Here is an 18,839-nt window from a genome sequence, read left to right on the forward strand (position 1 = left end):
CCCTACAGATCCACGGAGAGCCGCATGTCCCCGACCCCCATGACCCCTCTCACCCCCACGACTCCCATGACCCCTGTGACCGTCGTCCCCCGCCAGGCCGGACAGACCGCATCCCCTTCCGACGCCGGAGCCGACTGGCCCACCGACAACAAGTTCCTCACCGGCCCCTTCGCGCCCTGGACGGAGGAAAGCGAGGGATACGACCTGGAAGTGAATGGAGAGATACCCGCCGACCTCGCGGGCGCGCTGTTCCGCGTCTCCTCCAACCCCCGCTTCCAGCCCCGCAACACCGACCGCTACCACTGGTGGGAGGGCGACGGCATGGTGTGCGGCATCTACCTGCGCGAGGGCCGGGCCGCCTACCGCACCCGCTGGGTCGAGACCGACTCCATGAAGGTCGAGGTGGAGGCCGGGGAGGCGATCTACAGCGGCTTCGTCAACGGCGGTACCCCGGGCCGGCTGCCCGAAGGCGCCCCGCCCGCCAAGAACCTGGCCAACATCAACGCCGGCATCTTCGACGACCACCTGATCGTCTACTTCGAGGGCGGACTGCCGCACGCGCTGGACCCCGAGACCCTGCGCACCCTGGGCACGTACGACTTCCACGGCGGCATCGACGTCCTGTGCACCGGCCACTACAAGACCGACCCGGACACCGGCGACATGCTCTTCTTCGCCGCCGTCGGAGCGACCATCACCTGGTACCGCGCAGACGTGAAGACCGCCGAGATCAAGGACTCGCACTCCTTCGACATCGGTGTGCCGGTCCTCATGCACGACTTCGCGGTCAGCGACACCTACGCCATCTTCTTCGTCACGCCCGCCCAGTTCCGCCTCGACCTGGTGGCCCAGAGCAGGCCCGGCGTCGTCTGGGACGAGAACTCCCTCGAACACGGCGTGCAGATCGTCCTGATGAACCGCCACACTCACGAGCTCACCTGGCACGAACTCGGCGGCCACTGGGCCAACACCCACTTCTTCAACGCCTACGAGCAGGACGGCCAACTCATCATCGATGGCCACCGCATCAGCCGGCTCGGCACCCCCATCGACCGCATCAGCACGCCGGTGGGCTCCCACGAGTGGTTCCCCCCGGCCCAGCCTTACCGCTGGCGCGTCGACCTGGCGACCGGACGGGCGACGGAGGAGGTGATCAGCGGCATCTTCGGAGAGTTCCCCAAGATCAACGACGCGTACACGGGCCGCCCCCACCGCTACGGCTACTTCGTCACCACCCGCGGCCTGGCCGACGACACCATGTCCGACGGACTGGCCCGCCACGACTACCTCCTCGGCACAACCACCGTCGTCGAAGGACCCGACGGCCTCACCAGCCCCGGCGAGCCGGTCTTCGTCGCCCGCGAGAACGCCCGCAGCGAGGACGGCGGCTACCTGCTCTCCCTGTGGTGGAACCGCACCACCGACCTCAGCGAACTGCTCATCCACGACGCGGCCGAACTGAGCCGCACCCCCCTGGCCCGGGTCAAGCTCCCCAGCCGGGTGCCCTTCGGCTTCCACGGCAGCTGGGCCGACCACCACACCCTGGACCGGGCCATCGCGGCGCATCGCGACAACGGCCGGTAGGGCCGGCGACTTTGTTCTGACCGGGTTCTGCGGGTCATGGACAGGTCACGACTCCATCCACGTATTCACCGCTCCTCTGCCCGACCAGCGGAAACGCAGCGATCACGTCCGGCAGGACAACAGCTTCTCAGCTTGGCGATCAACGTTTCACGTCACTCGACCTGCTGAGATCCCTTGCAATGCGCGGCACGTGAGGCGGCCGTTCGTCACGCTTCGAGCCGCGTTGGACTGGGCCGGATGGAGCCGACGCGGTGCGCCGCGCGCAGCCTGCCTGCCGCTGTCGAGGGCGGCCGACGGGCGCCTCGCCCGGCTCCCGGCCGTGTTGCGGTGGCGGCGCGTTCGACGAGACGAGCACCACAACCCGGCTGTCTGGAAATCGCCGGATACACGGGCAGACCAGGTGAAAACGACCTCTAACCGTCGATGTCGAGCGCCGTCCCGTACAGACGGTCCACCTTCAGCCGGACGACCACCCGGCGCTCGGCGACCAGCTGCCGCAGAAACGCGCCTTCGTCCTCCGGCTTCGCCGCTCGCGGGATCAGCTGGAGGAGTTCACGCCCGACGGCGTCGCCGGGAACGGTCGTGGGCTCGGAGACCTCCGCCTCGCCCTCGGCGACGGCGAACGACCACACGTCGCCACCCTGCACATGAAGCGCCGCACGCGGGTCGCGCCGCAGATGCCCGACCTTGACCCGGTCGGCCGTCGTCGAGAACCGCACGGTGCGGGCTTCGGGGTCCCAGCTGTACAGCATGGTGGTCAGGTGGGGGTGGCCATCGCGCTTGACGGTGGCGAGTGTGCCGAACTGCTGCTTGCCCAGCAGACTGGAGAGGGCTTCGTCCGTCAGTGGGCGCGGTGCCGGTCCTTGGTTCATGACGTGATCAACGCCCTTGTCGGCCCGGCTATTTCATCCCGACACCGTCGGCGCCCCGAGGTGTTGCGTGAGCTTCTGGAGTCGTTCCCAGGACGTCGGGTCCCCGCCGTCGCCGAGGGTGTAGTGCAGGGCCGGGCGGGCCGTCGGGCCGAGGACTGTGGGGGGCTGGTCGAGCGGGGGGCGGCGGGCGTGGTCGCGGCCGATGGAGTGGACGTCGTCGGGGCCCAGGGTGAAGGCGGCCGGCAGCGGCGGGCCCTCCAGGCGCGGGGCGGTCGCGAGGTCGGCGGGGGCCACCTGCACGGAGGTCAGCATGGTCCGCAGGGAGTGCTTCGTGACCAGCTCCTCCGCCAGGGCCCGTACGCGGTCCAGAGGCGGTTCCTCGTCCCGCGCGTACCCGACGGTCAGGACCATGTCCTCCTCGACGCCCTTCGTCGTCCGCGTCACCCGCAGCGTCGCCATGGCCGGGCGTTCGGGCCGCCCCACCACGATCAGCTGTGACGGCTCGGGCATCCGCTCCCGCGCCAGGTCCGTCAACTGCCTCGGCGACCAGGGGAGGTTGACGGGCTCCGCGGTGCCCCAGCCGGCGGGCGCCGAGCCGGTCAGGGTCTCCCAGGCCGTCTCCAGCGCGCCGCCCAGCAGGAGCCGTTCGTCGGGCCGGTGCGCCGTACGCATCGCGACGACCAGCCGGCGGCCCGGCGCCTCCTCCGCGCGGCGCGTGAACGCGGCGGCCACCGTCGCCGTGCCGTCCTCGGACAGCGCGGGCGAGAACGCCCCGTCCTGCCAGCGCAGCACCGCCCCCGACAGCCCGTCGTAGTAGCCGCACTCCGGGTCCCGCACCACCCACCGGTTGGGCACCCGGGCGAGCGTGGTGCGGGCCGGGGCGCTCAGGCGGACCTCGGGCGGGGTGACGATCTGGAGGGACCGCCGGGACGCCACGGCCGTCCGCATGATCTCGGCGAGCCAGCTGGTCAGCGCCACCACCGGGCGGTCGATGAGGACGACCGCCGCGTTCTCGGTGACGACGTCCACGGCGGGCTGCCCGGCCCCCGCCGACGGCACGGCCGACACATCGACCGCCTCCGTGCGCGCGGCCCCGGCCGGCCAGGTCGTGCCGCCCAGCAGCGTGTTGAGCCGGCCGCACACCACCCCGGCCAGCTTCTCCGCCTCCGGTACGGCCGTGGAGGCCCGTGCCTCCGTCCACCAGTAGGGGGCCTCGGCGCTCTGCCCGAGCAACCGCTCCGCCTCGCCCGGCACCCGCACCAGCAGCGGCGACTCCACGGACACCAGGGGGCGCCCGCCGGGGCCGTGCAGCTGGACGACCGCGCCGTCGGCCGCCGCCGACAGGTCCAGGTCGGAGCCGCCCGCGTACAGACTCGCCATGAGCGCCCACACGTCGGGCATCGTCGGGGTGAGAGCGATGACGTCCTTGGTCACGTGCGGTCGTCCTTCTCGGTGGTCGCGGCGGGCCGCCCTGGGGAGGCGGGCCCGGGTCGTCGTGCTCCCGTCGGGGCGGGCGCGGGTGCGGGTGCGGGCGCTGCTGTCGGGGCGGGTGCGGGTGCGGGTGCTGCTGTCGGGGCCGGCATGGGTGCGGGTGCTTCCGACGGGTCGGGTGCGGGTGGGCGTGATCGCGTCGGGGTGGGCACGGTTCGGCGTGCTGCCCTCGCTCCCCTCGGGGCGGTCGTGGGCGGGCGTCGTGCCGGGTCAGCCGTCACCTGGGCGTGGCCTCCTCGCCGGACAGCGCGGTCTGGATCAGCTGGTGGGCGCGGCCCCGGCGCACCAGGGTGCCCCGGCCGGGCGGCTGCGCGGACGGGTACAGGCCGGGGAAGAGCTGGCCCTCGCTCCGCTCGCCGGTCATGAGCAGCGCCGCCGTCCCCGTCTCGCGGAGCGTCTGGAGCAGCGGCTCGTAGACGGCCCGTGAGGCGCCCGCCGTCCGCCGCGCGATCACGAAGTGCAGGCCGATGTCCTGCGCCGACGACACATACGGCAGGAACGGCGCCAGCGGCTGCTGCCCGGCGGTGGTGAGGATGTCGTAGTCGTCGACGAGGATCACGATGCGCGGCCCCTCGAAGGCGGGCTCGTCGGTCACCGCGTCCGGGTCGGCGCTCTGAGGCATCCGCTTCTCCAGCTCGGTCGCGATCCCGGACGCCAGCCCGACGGCGAGCTTCGCGTTGTGCGCGTAACCGCCCCGGTACGGCTCCGGGACCACGCCCCGCAGCCCGCGCCGCGGGTCGAACACGCCGAAGACCAGCTCCTCCTCGGAGTACCGCTCCACCAGCCGGTCCACGATCAGCTTCAGCAGGTTCGTCTTGCCGCACTCGTTGTCGCCGAGGACCAGCAGATGCTGGTCGGAGCCGAACAGGTCGAGGAGCACCGGCGCGAGGGCGTCCTGGTCGACGCCGATCGGGACGCGGCCCGGCTCGGCGACCTGCGACGGCAGCCGGTCGGCGGGCAACCGGGTCGGCAACACCCGGACCGGAGGCGCCAGTTCGCCGTGCCAGGTGGAGCGGATCGTCCGGGCCGCGTCCTCCAGCGCCGGACCGAGGTCGCCCGTCGACGGCCGGCCGTCCAGGCGGGGCAGCGCGACCTGCGCGAACAGCTTGCCGTCGGTGAGGGCCCGCCCCGGCGTGTCGGGCGACAGGGTCTGGGAGAGCTTGCGGTCGACGCTGGAATCGCTCGGGTCGTTGAGCCGCAGCTCGATCCGGGTGCCGAACATCGACTGCGTCGCGATCCGCACGTCGTTCCAGCGGAGCATGCCGCCGACGACGTGGATGCCGTAGCCGCCGCCCCGCTTGAGGAGGTCCACGACCGTGTCGTCCAGCTCGGCGAACTCGTCGCGCAGCGCCCCGAACCCGTCGATGAGCAGCACGATGTCGGTGGAGCCCAGCTCCCGCAGCTCGCCCCGGGCGCGGAGGCGGCGGAGCTGGTCGACGGAGTCGATGCCGTGCTCGCGGAACAGCTCCTCCCGCTCGATCAGCATCGTCCGCACCTCGGCGACCGTCCGCGCCGCCCGCTCCCGGTCGGCCCGCCCGGCGATCCCGCCGACGTGCGGCAGCCCGGCCAGGGCGGACAGGCCGCCGCCGACCAGGTCGAGGCCGTAGACGGCGACCTCGGCGGGCGTGTGGGTCGCCGCCAGCGACAGCGCGAGGGTCCGCAGCAGCGTCGTCTTGCCGGACTGCGGGCCGCCGATCACCGCCGCGTGCCCGCCCGCGACCGTCAGATCGAGCACCCAGTGGCCCTGCCACTGCTTCGCCGGATCGTCCAGCACCCCGAGCGGCACCCGCAACGGCCCCCGCCGGGCGGCGAGTCGCAGCCCGCGCTCGTCCACGCCCACCGGCCCGGCCGCCGCGTCCAGCGTGATCGCGTCCGGCAGCGGCGGCAGCCAGATCCGCCGCACCGGCCGCGCGGCCCCGGCGAGCCGGTCGACCATCACCGACATCACCGTCGGCCCGGTCTCCCGCTTGGTCGCCCTGGGCTCCTCGGCCGCGCCGCCCGCCGCCGGTGTACCGCCGAGCGTGTTGTACGCCGGGTACGGCCACGCGAGCGGCGTGTCGTCGTCCTCCCGCGCGGCGAGCGCCGGACCCCGGTAGGCGCCGGACACGTACCCCGCCTTGAACCGCTCGTACGTCGAGGTGTCCACCTTGAGGTAGCCGAAGCCCGGCAGCGGCGGCAGATGGAAGGCGTCGGTGGTGTCGAGGACGGTCCGCGACTCGTCGGCGGAGAACGTCCTGAGGCCCAGCCGGTACGACAGATAGGTGTCGAGGCCCTTGAGCTTGCCGCCCTCGATGCGCTGGCTGGACAGCAGCAGATGCACACCGATGGAGCGCCCGATGCGGCCTATGGAGAGGAACAGGTCGATGAAGTCCGGCTTGGCGGTGAGCAGTTCACCGAACTCGTCGATCACGACGAACAGGTGCGGCAGCGGTTCCAGGTCCGGGCGGCTGCTCGCCCGCAGGGCCGCGTAGTGCCCGATGTCGGCGACGTTCCCCGCGTCCTTCAGCACCTGCTGCCGCCGCTTGACCTCACCGGCGAGGCTGGAGTGCACGCGTTCGACGAGCCCCGCCTGGTTCTCCAGGTTGGTGATCACCCCGGCCACGTGCGGCAGCCCGGTGAACGGGGCGAAGGTGGCGCCGCCCTTGTAGTCGACCAGGACGAGCGCCAGGTCCTCGGGCGGGTGGGTGGCGGCGAGCGCCAGCACCAGGGTGCGCAGCAGCTCGCTCTTTCCGGACCCGGTCGCGCCCACGCACAGACCGTGCGGGCCCATGCCCAGCTCGGAGGACTCCTTCAGGTCCAGCAGCACCGGCTCATGACGGTCGGTCAGTCCGATCGGCACACGCAGGAACTCCCGCTCACCGCGCGGCGCCCACAGCCGCTCCAGGTCCAGTACGGCCGGGTCGTCGACGCCGAGCAGTACGGGGAAGTCGACGGGCCCGGTGACCGGGGTGCCCTCGGCCGCCGACTCCGCCGACAGCCGCAGCGGCGCGAGCAGCCGGGCGAGGCCCTCGGCCCCGGCGGCGGTCACGTCGTCGGAGGAGCCCCGGGCGAGCGCGTGGGCCCCCTCCCGGAGGTCCTCGACGACGACCTGATCACCCCGGACGGTGATCCGCACCGACACCTGGTCCGGCTCGTGCACCTGCCGCTCCAGCAGATGCAGCACCGTCACACCCATGTCGCCGAGCCCCACCGCCGTGTCCGGCAGCGGCAGTTCGGCGGCCGTCTCCCCGTACTCGTCGCTCACCACCAGCATGCGGGACGCCAGCCGCAGCGCGCCCCGGTCGGCCAGGCCGCGCCGCACCTCCGCCGCGTACGAGGCGCGCCGCCCCAGCTCATGGCGGAAGTGCCGGGCCAGCTGCGCCAGGCTCGGCGCGATCCGCCGGGCGGGCACCGGCCCGTCGTGCTCCTGGCCGTCCAGCACATGCGGCAGCCACTTCGCCCACTCCCAGTCCGGCAGCCGCTCCCCGGGCACCCCGAGCGCCACGGCCACGTCGTCCGGCGCGTGCGCCACGGCGACCTGGACGAGGAGCGCCCGCGCCACCCGCAGTACACCCTCCCGGTCGCCGACGACACTGACGTTGCCCGCGCGGTCCAGAGGCACGGTGATCGGGCAGTCGTCGGCCACCGCGTAACGGGCCAGCAGGGCACGCGCCTCGTTCAGCATGAACGGGTCCGGCGGCGTCATCACACCGCCCTGGTTCTGCCCGATGGCCAGCTCCGCCACCGGCACGTCACCGGTGCCGACCCGCACCCGCAGGAAGTCCGCGTCCCGCCGCCGGCGCTCCCACAGCCGCGCCGGGTCCCGCGCGAGGTCGTACAGCGCCTCCGGGGGCGGATCGAGCACCCGGGCCAGGGTCCGCCGCTCGCGTTCCTTCGCGCCCAACTCCTCCCGCAGCTCCTCCAGATACTCCAGATACCGCTCCCGCTGCGCCCGCCGGGTGCGCTGCGCCTTGCCGCGCTGCGACAGGAACAGGGCGACCGCGCCGAGCAGCGCGAAGACCAGCACGACCGCGCCGAGCGCCGCGAACTGACTGCTGCGGATCACGGTCATCATCACGACGGAGCCCATGACCCCCGCCATCGGCAGCAGCGCCGTCGCCGCCGAACCCGCCTTGCCCTCCGGGAGGTTGGGCGGCGGTTCGATGGTGCGGGGTTCGGCCGCCCCGAGCGGGCGGGTGCTGCGCGCGGGCCGATGGACCAACTGCTGGGTCACGGACGGACCCCTTCTTCCCATGAGTGCTGAGGGCGGTCGTGTGTAGCGGTGTGGCGAGGGCGGTCGTGCGTAGCGGTGTGGCGAGGGCGGGCGTACGTCGCGGTGTGCTGAGGGCGGGCGTACGTCGCGGAGCCGGGTCGGCCGCTCATCGCATCCTCACCGCCCGGGTCATCGCCTCCGCCGCCAGCGTCACGGCCGCCTCCCGCGTGGCCTGGCCCAGCAGGGCGGTGCGGATCGGGCCGCCCTGGGCGAGGTGCCGGTCGTAGGGGACGGTGACGACGTGGACGCCGGACTCCTTCAGGTGCGCGACCGCCGTCTTCCGGTCCAGGGTGACGTCGGGCGAGTTCGCGGTGAGCGCCACGACCGTCGAGGCCAGCGCGGAGTGCGGCAACTGGCCCAGCCAGTCCAGGACCTGCCGGGTGCCGTTGACACCCTCGGCGGTCATCGGGGCGACGACCACGCGCGCGTGCGCCGTGTCCATCGCCGTACGGGCCACCTCGCCCGGCAGCGTCTCGCAGTCCACCACGGTCACCGCGAAGTAGCGCCGCAGCGCGAGGGTCACCGTGCGGTACGTCCTGATGTCCAGCGGGGCTCCCACGCGGCCCTGGCTGGCCGGCAGCAGCCAGCCGCCGTCCGACACGGGCACCAGGTAGCCGGTGACGTCGGTGAGCTGCATCGCCGGGTTGAGGATCCGCGCGAGGTCGGCCGCCGCCCAGCGCACCGAGTCGGCGCCCATCCGCACCGGGAGCGTGCCGAGCGCGGCGTCCGCCTCCAGGGTGAGCACCGGGTCGTGCCGGTAGTGGTTGAACGTCCGCCCCAGCAGCGCCGCCACCGTCGACTTGCCGACGCCGCCCCGGATCGACGTCACGGCGATCACCCGCCCCGTCGTCACCGGCTGCTGCAACTCCCGCGCGATGCGCGTCTCCTCCGCTACGTCCTGCGCGGCGGACGCCGTCAGCTTCTTGATCGAACGCCCCGTACGCCGGGCCACGGAGTCCCCGTGCTGCGGCCGCCCCAGCGCGTGCGCCAGCCGGGGATCGATCGTCGGCACCGACTCCGGAGTGTGCGCCGGCGACTGCGGCACCCGCGAACCACGCGGCGCGGGGGCGGCCGGGGGAGCGGAGCGGGGGGCGGGGTGTCGAGGCTCGGACTGAACCGACGGCTGGACGACAGGGGTCGGCTGAACGGGTTGTGCGGGCTGCACGGGCTGCACGGGCTGCACGGGCTGCACGGGCTGCACGGGCTGTACGGGCTGCATGGGCTGTACGGGCTGCTGAACCGGCTGAGCGGTTACGGGGTTCACGGGCACCGGGCCCACGGGCATCCCGTGCCCCGGTCCCGACCCCAGCGGCGCGGCCTCGGCCGGTTCGGCGGACTCGGACCGCTCGACCGCCTCGGACGGAACCGAGCGCACCAACCGCAGCGTCGGCTCGGCCCGCCGCCCGGTGCCGGAAGGCACACCCCCGGCACCCGCCGCACCCGTCGTAGCGGTCCCATCCGTCGCGCTGGACGCCGCACCGGCCCCGGACCGCTCCGGACCGGACGCGGCTCCCGCGCCCGCCCCCGTCCGGGCCCCCGCACCGTCCTGCCCCAGCTCGCGCAGCACGTCCCGCTGCCAGTCCTCTGCCTGCGCCATGTGCGCCCCCAGCTCCTAAGCGAAGGTGTCGAGCAGTCGCCCGTACACGCCGAACACCCCGATGAGCAGCGGGAACAGGGTGATGACGCCGATGGACTCCAGCGTGTCGCCGAGGCGGCGGAGCCGGACCCGGACATGTTCGGCCGGCTGCACGGCGAGCACCAGCAGCGGCAGGACGGCCAGCAGCACGAGCACGGCGAGCGGACCGGCCGCGTCACCGGACCGCTCCACCCAGACCGCGATCAGCCGCGCCGCGAGGACCGCCGCCGCGCCCAGCAGCACCACGACCTCGGCGACCAGCGGGAACGCCCGGGCGCGCAGCGCGAGGACGACCATGGTGACGGCGGCCAGCAGCACGGTCCACTTGGTGGGCGCGCGCAGCGCGAACACCCCGGCGGCGGTGGCCGAGACGGCCGTCGTCACCGTCGCGAGGACCAGGCCCCGGTGGGTGGCGGTGAGCGCGGCCGCCACCTGGTAGCGGCTCACGGAGGTCCCGGCGGAGCGCCGGTCGTCGAGCCCGGAGAGACCGGACGCCATCAGCGCGAGCCGGGGCAGCAGCCCCAGCACGATCACGGAGACGACGGCGAGCACGGCGCCCACCCGGGCCTGTTCGGCCGCCGGCGACCGCACCGACACGAACGCGGCGACGCCCAGCCAGCACACCGCGGTCCCGGCCAGCGCACCGGCCCCGACCAGCCCGCCCCGCCCGAGCGGGCTGAACAGGCCGAGCAGGGCGAGGGTGACGATCCCCGCCCCGGCCAGCGCCGCGACCCGCGCGGTGCCGGACCAGTCCTGCGCGTCGGCCAGGGTGGAGGCGCCGAGCAGCGCCAGCGCCCCGGCGGTCACCAGGAGCGTCGTGGCGAGCCCGTACCTCCTCAGCCGCCCCAGCAGCGCGCCCGCGAGCGCGGCGACCAGGGCGACGGCGAGCAGCGCGCCCGCGACGGTCCCGGCCGTGTACTCGGCGCGCGCCAGCCATCCGGCGGCCAGCGCCCAGCCGACCGTGGCGAGCCCGGCGGTGACCCGCCGGGCGGCCGGACTCCAGCGCCGGGCACGGGAGTCGAGGTCCTCGGCGGCCTCGTCCGTGACGTCGTGCACGACGGGCGCCGACGGCGCGTCCTCGGCGCGCACCAGACGCAGTACGGCGCCGTCCGGGACGCCGGCCGACTCCAGGGTGCTGTCGTGGGCGAGGGCGCTGCCGTCCGTGGTGAGGAGATGCCGCAACTCCGGCTGTCCGCCGACCTGGTCGTCGAGCAGCCGCATCACCTCGGGCAGCAGCAGCCCGACCGGTTCCCGCGACGGCAGCACGAGATCCACGCGCCGCCGCTCACCGACCAGCGTGACGCGGCTCAGTGCCGTACGACCGCCGGTCATCTCCTGGCCCAGAGCCCCCGTAGACATCACGCGTTCGAACCTATCACCGGGTAGAAGTGCTGGTAGGAGCCGTGGAGGAGGCTCCCGACGGGCTCGCCGAGGGCGTCACGGACGGTTGTACCGAACTCCCGTACGGACTCTTGCCGATGATGCGGTTCGACACGAACGACCACCCCACACATCCCGCGCACAACACCGCCGCGATGACGATCCCGGCGAAGACCTTCCCGACCCGCTCGTCCACCGAGCGCCGCTGCCGCTGCGCCCCGAACAGCAGGGCGTCACGCAGCCGTCGACGGCGCACCGACACCGACTCCAGCAACTGGCTGTCGTAATCCTGCGCCGCCACGGCTGCCTTCCCTCACTCACTGCTCACTGCTCATACGCCCCAAAGCCGACGCCCGACGCGCACAAGCCGATGCCGGACGCCGGTCCGCGTCAGCCGATCTGGTCGACCGCCGCGCGGGCCTTGGCCAGCGTGGACTGGGCGGTGCCGTCGTTCTGTTCCAGCGTGGTGCGCACCAGGCGGATGATCTCGCGGACCTCGCCCGCGGCCTTCTTCCAGCGCTCTTCCTTGCCGTGGTAGTCGTCGGAGACACCGTCGGCCTGGAAGTCGGTCATCGCGGCCTTCACCGCGGCGTCGCGGTCGCTGAGCACCCGCTCCAGCTGGCCCACGATCGTGCCGAGCGAGGTCTGCACCTCGCCCGAGGCACCGGTGTCGTACGAACGGCGGTCCTGGTTCTGCCCCATGGTGAATCTCCCCCTGTGGCTCTCGTGGCTCTCGGGCTCTCGATGAACGGTCCGGTGGTCGCCGACCGGTGGCGGCGGCCGACGGCTAGCGCGCGCCGAAGCGGGCCGCGTCGAAGTTCGCGAGGCCCATGTTCTGGTTGGCGTTGTCCTGGGACTCCACGTCACCGGTGCCGAAGGCGTTGTCCATGCCCGACTGACCGCCCAGGATCGCGGCGAGCGAGCTGTTGAGGTCCGCGGTGATCTCGTCCGCGCGGTTCTTGAACGAGTCGAACGCCAGCTTGCCCGAGCCGTTGAACTTGCCCTCCAGCGGCTCCGCCGCGCTGATCAGCAACTGGATCAGCGTCCCCAGGTCGTCGCTCGAACCGAGCGTGCTCTTGCCGAGGTCCGCCAGAGTCGTCGACCCCATGTCGAACTTCACGTCGTGTCCACCCCCGTGTGTCCGGTTCACCTACGTCCCGCCCATGCTCCCCCACAACCCGTTGCACCCGCAACGCACTTGCCGTCAAAGTGACATGATCGGGACACAACTCGAACAGGCTTGTGGCGCAACCGCGTTCACACGCCGCCCTCGGCGACGGCCCCGAGCTCTGGATATTGGCATACCAAAAAAACTTCAAAAGACCGTGCAACCCTTCCCCCGCCCAGCCGGTCGTACTGAGCGTCGGAACTTCTGGAGGGGGATCTGGGGGGATCGCGGGGGTTCTGACGGGGAGGGGAAAGCCGAGGGGCCCGGTCGTGGACCGGGCCCCTCGAAACATGTCGGACGGCGCGAGAACATCCACGTCCCCTCGGCGGAGCGCACCGCTCAGAAGAACACCCCGCAGCGCAGCAGCACGTTCGCGTACGGCCGCGCCTCCCCGGTGCGGACGACCAGCCGCGCGTCCTCCGACAGTTCCTTCAGCCGCTCGTGCGGGACCAGCTCCAGCGCCGCGAAGCGGTCCGCCAGCAGGGCCGCCGCCTCCGGGTTGGCGTCCCGGACCTCGTGCGCGGCGGTCGCGCCCTCGACCACGAGTTCGTCGAGCAGCCCGTCCAGCACCTCGGCGAACGACGGCACCCCCGCCCGGAACGCCAGGTCGACCACCCGCGGCCCCCGCGGCACCGGCATCCCCGCGTCGCACACCAGCACCCCGTGCCCGTGCCCCAACTCTGCGAGCGCCCCGGCCAGATGACGGTTGAGTATCCCGCCCCGCCTCACCGGCCCCCACCCCCGAGCGCGGCCACCTCGCCGGCCGTCGGGAACGACACCTGCGCCCCGGCCCTGGTGACGGCAGCCGCCCCGACCCGCGCCGCGTACGCGGCGGCCTCGGCCGGCTCCTCGCCCGCGCCGAGCTTCCACGCCAGCGCCGCCGTGAACGCGTCCCCGGCCCCCGTGGTGTCCACCGCCTCCACCTTCAGGGCCGCCACCCGGGCGGTGCCCTCGGCGGTCGCGATCAGCGCGCCCTCCGCGCCCAGCGTCACCACCACCGAGCGCGGCCCGAGCGCCAGCAGCGCCCGCGCCCAGTCCTCCGGCGACCCCGCCAGCTCGCCCCCGGCGATGACCCGCGCCTCGTGCTCGTTGACGATCAGCGGATCGCAGGCCGCCAGCACCTCCCCGGGCAACTCCCGCGGCGGCGACGGGTTCAGCACGAACCGTGTGCCCTCCGGCAGCCGCCGTACGACCTCCACCACCGTCTCCAACGGGATCTCCAACTGAGCCGACACCACCCGGGAACGCCGGAGCAGCGGGTCCGCGGCCCGGACGTCCTCGGGGGTCAGCCTCCCGTTGGCGCCGGGCGACACGACGATGCTGTTGTCGCCCGACGGGTCCACGGTGATCAGGGCGACCCCGGTGGGCGCCCCGCCGACCAGCACCCCCGCCGTGTCGACCCCCGCCTCGCGGAGCGAGTCGAGCAGCAGCCGGCCGTTGCCGTCGTCACCGACCCGGGCGAGCAGCGCCGTACGGGCCCCGAGCCGGGCCGCAGCCACCGCCTGGTTGGCACCCTTGCCACCCGGGTGCACGGCCAGGTCGGAGCCGAGCACCGTCTCACCGGCCCCCGGCCGCCGCTCGACACCGATCACCAGGTCGGCGTTGGCCGATCCCACGACCAGGAGGTCGTAGTCGTACATGAAGCATCTCCCTGTGCTGGGTTGGAGCCGCCCGCCGGCCGGTCGCGCCGGAGGGCGGAGAAGCCGAAGCGGCCGGACGGATCCCCCCGTCCGGCCACCGCATCGTGTCAGCCGCCGAACTCGGCCACGTTCTGCGCCGTGACCACCTTCACCGGCACCATCACCGACTTCTTCACCTTCTCGCCCTCGGCCGCCCGCACCGCGTTGCGCACCGCGATCCTGCCGAGTTCGGCGGGCTGCTGCGCGACCGACGCGTACAGCGTGCCGCCCTCGACGGCCTTCAGACCGTCGGCGGTGCCGTCGAAGCCGATGACCTGGACGGTCTTCCCGGCCTTGGCACCGAGCGCCTTGATCGCGCCGAGCGCCATCTCGTCGTTCTCCGCGAAGACACCGTCGACGTCGGGGTTGGCCTGGAGGAGGTTCGTCATCACGTCGAGACCCTTGGTGCGGTCCCAGTCGGCGGGCTGCCTGGCGAGGACCTTGATGCCCGGGTACGCCTTCAGTCCCTCGGCGAAGCCCGCGCCGCGCTCCCGGCTGGCGGAGGTGCCCGCCTGGCCCTGGAGGACGACGATCTCGCCCTTGCCGCCCAGCTTCTCCGCGAGCGCCTTCGCGGCCAGCTTCCCGCCGCTGACGTTGTCGGAGGCGACGAGGGCCGCCGTGTTCGCGCCGTTGACCGCCCGGTCGACCGCCACCAGCGGGATGTCCGCCTTGTTCACGGCCTTCGCCGCCGGGGTCACCGCGTCGGAGTCCACCGGGTTCACGATGATCGTGCCGAGACCTTCACTGGTGAAGTTCTGCAACTGGTTGGCCTGCTGCGAGGCGTCGTTCTGCGCGTCCGTCACGGACAGGTCGACACCCAGCTTCTTCGCCTCCTCCTGCGCGCCGGCCCGGATCTGCACGAAGAAGGGGTTGTTCAGCGTGGACAGCGACAGCCCGATCTTCTGGCTCTTGGCCGCCGACGAACCGCTGTGCAGGAAGGACGTCGCGCCCACGACCGCCGCCGCGACCACCGCCGCCAGGAGGTAGGTCAGCGCCTGCTTGCCCCGGTCGCCCGAGCCACCGGTCCCGGCCGCCACGGGGGTGGCCCCGGCCTTGCGGCGGACCGTGTCGAGGAGCACCGCCAGCGCGATCACCACACCGATGACGACCTGCTGCCAGAACGCCGACACCGACAGCAGGTTCAGGCCGTTGCGCAGCACCGCCAGGATCAGCGCGCCGATCAGCGTGCCCGAAGCCTTGCCCGTGCCGCCGGCCAGGGAGGCGCCGCCGATGACCACCGCCGCGATCGCGTCCAGCTCGTAGCCCTGCGCGGCCTGCGGCTGCGCGGAGGACAGCCGGGAGGCCAGCACGATGCCCGCCGCCGCGGCGAACAGCCCGGACAGGGCGTAGATCACGAGCTTCTGCCGCTTCACCCGCAGGCCGGACAGCCGGGCCGCCTCCTCGTTGCCGCCGATCGCGTACATGGCCCGCCCGATGTACGTCCGGCCCAGGACCACCGCCGTGATCAGACCCATGACGACCATCACCAGGACGGGCACCGGCAGCCAGCCGCCGAGGTTGTCACCGAGGTGCGACACCGACTCCGGGAACGCGATCGGGCTGCCCTGCGAGATCACCAGCGACAGACCGCGCCCCACCGACAGCATCGCGAGCGTCGCGATGAACGGGGGCAGCTTCCCGTACGAGACGAGGAAACCGTTGACGAGACCGCACGCGATGCCGGTGACGATCGCGAGGAGGACGGCTATCGGGACCGGCACGCCCTCCGACGTGGCGCTCCACGCCAGCACGGTCGCCGACAGGGCCGCCACCGAACCCACCGACAGGTCGATGCCCGCCGAGACGATCACGAAGGTCACACCGAAGGCGAGGATGGCGGTGACGGCCGCCTGGACGCCGATGTTCAGCAGGTTGTCGGCCGTCAGGAAGTCGCCGGACAGCACCGACATCGCGACGACGAGGACGATGAGGGCGCTCAGCGCGCCGTTGTCGAGCAGGATTCTGCGCAGGCCCGAGGGGCCACTCGCGCCCGTCGTGCTCTTGAGCGTGTCAGCGGCCACCGGTGGCCTCCGTTCCGGTCGAGGTGGTGTGCGGGGTGGACACGGCGAGCGCCATCACCGCGTCCTGGGTGGCCTCGGCGGCGGGCAGTTCGCCCGCGATCCGCCCCTGGGCCATGACGATCACCCGGTCGCTCATGCCGAGCACCTCGGGCAGATCGCTGGAGATCATCAGGACGGCGGCGCCGGCGGCCGTCAGCTCGTTGATCAGCTCGTAGATCTCGACCTTCGCGCCGACGTCGATACCGCGCGTCGGCTCGTCGAGGATCAGCACCTTGGTGTCCGCGAGCAGCCACTTGCCGATGACGACCTTCTGCTGGTTGCCGCCGGACAGCGTCCGCACCGACTGGCCGAGCCCCGCCATGCGCACGCCCAGCTGCCCGGCGACCCGCGCCGCGTTCGCCCGCTGCCCCTTGAGGTCGACGAACCCGCCCCGGGTCGCGCCCCGCAGGGTGACCAGACCGAGGTTCTCCCCCACGGACGCGTCCAGCACCAGCCCCTGGCCCTTGCGGTCCTCGGGGACGAGACCGACCCCCGCGGTCATCGCCGCGTTGACGTCATGCTTCGGGACGGGGGCGCCGGAGACCTTCACGGCTCCCTTGTCGTACGGGTCGGCGCCGAACACGGCCCGCACGACCTCCGTACGGCCTGCCCCGACGAGCCCGGCGATGCCGACGACCTCACCGGCCCGCACCTCGAAACTCACGTCGTGGAACACACCGTCCCGCGTGAGCCCCTCGACGGCCAGCAGCGCCTCCCCGGAGTCCGGCCGTCGGCGCGGGTACTGCTGCTCGATCGACCGGCCCACCATGAGCCGTACGAGTTCCTCCTCGGGCGTGGACGCCGGAACCTGCCCGACGCTCTTCCCGTCCCGGATCACCGTCACCCGGTCACCCAGCGCGGCGATCTCCTCCAGGTGGTGCGTGATGAAGACGATCCCGACCCCGTCCTCGCGCAGCCTGCGCACGATCGCGAAGAGCTTCTCGACCTCCTCGGTCGTCAGCACGGCCGTCGGCTCGTCCATGATCAGCACGCGCGCGTCCAGGCTGAGCGCCTTCGCGATCTCGACCATCTGGAGCCGTGCGATACCGAGCTCACGGACCCGCGCGCGGGGTGACACGTCCACGCCGACCCGCTCCAGCAGGACGGCGGCGTCCGCCTCCATCCGCTTGCGGTCGATCATCCCGAAGCGGCGCGGCTGCCGCCCCAGGAAGATGTTCTCGGCGACCGTCAGATCGGGAACGAGGTTGAACTCCTGGTAGATCGTGGCGATCCCGAGGCGCTCGGAGTCCTGCGCGCCGTGGATGCGCACCTCCTCGCCGCCGGCCAGGATCCGCCCGGCGTCGGGCGTGTAGGCACCGGAGAGCATCTTGATGAGCGTGCTCTTGCCGGCACCGTTCTCACCGAGCAGTACGTGCACCTCGCCCCGGCGCAGATCGAAGTCGACGCCGTCCAGCGCGACCACACCGGGGAAGGACTTCCGTATGCCTTCGATGCGCAGCAACTCGTCCGCGTTGCTCACGACGTGCTCCTTTGCACAGGGTTGGGGTTCTCGCCGCACGAGCGGCGTACGACGAGACGGGCGGGGAGGGTGACGGACTGCGGGGGCCGCCCCTCGATGCGGTCGACCAGCGCCCGCACGGCGGCGCGCCCCAGCTCGCCCGTGGGCTGGGCGATCGCCGTGATCGGCGGATCGGTGTGCACGAACCAGGGGATGTCGTCGAAGGCGGCCAGCGCGATGTCGTCCGGAACCCGCATCCCACGCGCGCGTACCGCGTCCAGCGCGCCGAGCGCCATCAGGTTGTCGGCCGCGAACACGACCTCGGGCGGCGTGACCAGGTCGAGGAAGCCCTCGGTGACCCGGCGCCCGCTCTCGGCCTGGAAGTCGCCCTGCCCTATGTAGTCCTCAGGCAGGTCGAGCCCGTACGCGTGCAGCGCCGCGCGGAAGGACGCCACACGCTCCTGGCCGGTCGTGGTCGAAGCCGGGCCCGCGATGATGGCCAGCCGCCGGTGCCCGAGCCCGTACAGATGCGCCACGAGATCCCGCACGGCGGCCTGCCCGTCCGCCCGGACCACCGGCACGTCCACACCCGGGATCCACCGGTCCACGAACACCATCGGCGTGCCCGCCCGCACCGCGTCCAGCATCAGCGGGGAGCCGCCGTCGGTGGGGGAGACGAGCAGCCCGTCGATCCGCCGGTCGAGCAGGTTCCGCACATGGTGGTCCTGGAGGTCCGGCCGCTCGTCGGCGTTCCCGATGATCACGCTGTACCCGAGCGCGCGGGCCTCCTCCTCCACGGAGCGCGCCAGCTCCGTGAAGTACGGGTTCATCACGTCGCTGATGACCAGGCCGAGGGTGTGGGTCTGGTCGGTGCGCAGGGAGCGGGCGACGGCGTTCGGGCGGTAGCCCAGCGTCTCGACGGCGGCCAGCACCCGCGCGCGGGCGTCGGCACTGACCGACGGATGGTCGTTGAGGACCCGCGACACCGTGGCGACGGAGACCCCCGCCTCGGCAGCGACGTCCTTGATGCTCGCCATCGCCGCTCCACCTCCTCGTGGAATCGATTACATCGACGTGTACGGAGGATTGGAATCGATTACACAGACGGAAACAAGAGCGTGGGGGTGGCCGAAATTCAATCGTGACCGAGGGGGCGTGACCGACACCGCGAGGCGCAAGGCCCGAGCTCGGGCGCTCCTGCGCGGCGACACGGCCGGCTCGGCTCCGTCACCCTCGTCGATAGCCCGCCCCGGTGATC

The 18,839-nt window shown here is 72.8% G+C and carries 14 protein-coding genes; 1 reads left to right on the forward strand and 13 read right to left on the reverse strand.

All coding sequences use genetic code 11. The annotated features are described in order from the left end of the window. The first annotated feature begins 24 nt into the window (after nt 1–24). A complete protein-coding gene (locus tag SMA5143A_RS17980; RefSeq protein WP_258193588.1) occupies nt 25–1,584 on the forward strand; it encodes a carotenoid oxygenase family protein in 1,560 nt (519 codons plus the stop codon). Between the two features lie 413 nt (nt 1,585–1,997). Here SMA5143A_RS17980 and SMA5143A_RS17985 read toward each other — a convergent pair whose 3' ends face one another. From SMA5143A_RS17985 to SMA5143A_RS18045, 13 genes are all read right to left on the reverse strand, one after another. Continuing rightward, on the reverse strand, nt 1,998–2,456 hold the full coding sequence (locus tag SMA5143A_RS17985; RefSeq protein WP_107463937.1) for a PPOX class F420-dependent oxidoreductase: 459 nt from the start codon (nt 2,454–2,456) through the stop codon (nt 1,998–2,000). A gap of 33 nt (nt 2,457–2,489) precedes the next feature. Continuing rightward, nucleotides 2,490–3,890, reverse strand: a complete 1,401-nt coding sequence (locus tag SMA5143A_RS17990; protein ID WP_107463938.1) for a DUF6177 family protein — start codon at nt 3,888–3,890, stop codon at nt 2,490–2,492. Nucleotides 3,891–4,164: 274 nt separating this feature from the next. Continuing rightward, on the reverse strand, nt 4,165–8,160 hold the full coding sequence (eccCa, locus tag SMA5143A_RS17995; protein WP_107463939.1) for a type VII secretion protein EccCa: 3,996 nt from the start codon (nt 8,158–8,160) through the stop codon (nt 4,165–4,167). A 145-nt stretch (nt 8,161–8,305) separates the two neighbouring features. Further along, nucleotides 8,306–9,211 (reverse strand): type VII secretion protein, encoded by a 906-nt coding sequence (locus SMA5143A_RS18000; protein WP_258193589.1) that lies wholly within the window; start codon nt 9,209–9,211, stop codon nt 8,306–8,308. Nucleotides 9,212–9,811: 600 nt separating this feature from the next. Further along, nucleotides 9,812–11,194, reverse strand: coding sequence for a type VII secretion integral membrane protein EccD (eccD, locus tag SMA5143A_RS18005; RefSeq protein ID WP_107463941.1), 1,383 nt, complete (start codon nt 11,192–11,194; stop codon nt 9,812–9,814). Between the two features lie 16 nt (nt 11,195–11,210). Continuing rightward, a complete protein-coding gene (locus SMA5143A_RS18010; RefSeq protein WP_107463942.1) occupies nt 11,211–11,516 on the reverse strand; it encodes a hypothetical protein in 306 nt (101 codons plus the stop codon). An 89-nt stretch (nt 11,517–11,605) separates the two neighbouring features. Then, nucleotides 11,606–11,917: a pore-forming ESAT-6 family protein gene (locus SMA5143A_RS18015; RefSeq protein ID WP_055521555.1), complete on the reverse strand. Its 312-nt coding sequence runs from the start codon at nt 11,915–11,917 to the stop codon at nt 11,606–11,608. A gap of 85 nt (nt 11,918–12,002) precedes the next feature. Further along, entirely contained in the window at nt 12,003–12,335 is a 333-nt protein-coding gene (locus SMA5143A_RS18020; RefSeq protein WP_055521554.1) for a hypothetical protein, read from the reverse strand. A gap of 387 nt (nt 12,336–12,722) precedes the next feature. Beyond that, nucleotides 12,723–13,112 carry a D-ribose pyranase gene (gene rbsD, locus SMA5143A_RS18025; protein WP_107463943.1) on the reverse strand — a complete coding sequence of 130 codons (390 nt, stop codon included), beginning with the start codon at nt 13,110–13,112 and terminating at the stop codon, nt 12,723–12,725. Then, nucleotides 13,109–14,023: a ribokinase gene (locus SMA5143A_RS18030; RefSeq protein ID WP_107463944.1), complete on the reverse strand. Its 915-nt coding sequence runs from the start codon at nt 14,021–14,023 to the stop codon at nt 13,109–13,111. Before SMA5143A_RS18030 ends, rbsD begins: the two co-directional genes overlap by 4 nt. A 107-nt stretch (nt 14,024–14,130) precedes the next feature. Next, on the reverse strand, nt 14,131–16,083 hold the full coding sequence (locus SMA5143A_RS18035) for an ABC transporter permease/substrate-binding protein (RefSeq protein WP_107463945.1): 1,953 nt from the start codon (nt 16,081–16,083) through the stop codon (nt 14,131–14,133). Beyond that, a complete protein-coding gene (locus SMA5143A_RS18040; RefSeq protein ID WP_107463946.1) occupies nt 16,073–17,602 on the reverse strand; it encodes a sugar ABC transporter ATP-binding protein in 1,530 nt (509 codons plus the stop codon). Before SMA5143A_RS18040 ends, SMA5143A_RS18035 begins: the two co-directional genes overlap by 11 nt. Beyond that, nucleotides 17,599–18,618 carry a LacI family DNA-binding transcriptional regulator gene (locus SMA5143A_RS18045; RefSeq protein ID WP_107463947.1) on the reverse strand — a complete coding sequence of 340 codons (1,020 nt, stop codon included), beginning with the start codon at nt 18,616–18,618 and terminating at the stop codon, nt 17,599–17,601. The genes SMA5143A_RS18040 and SMA5143A_RS18045 overlap by 4 nt, the downstream gene beginning before the upstream one ends. Nucleotides 18,619–18,839 lie beyond the last annotated feature (221 nt).

Source organism: Streptomyces sp. MA5143a (assembly GCF_900290235.1).
GTDB lineage: Bacteria > Actinomycetota > Actinomycetes > Streptomycetales > Streptomycetaceae > Streptomyces.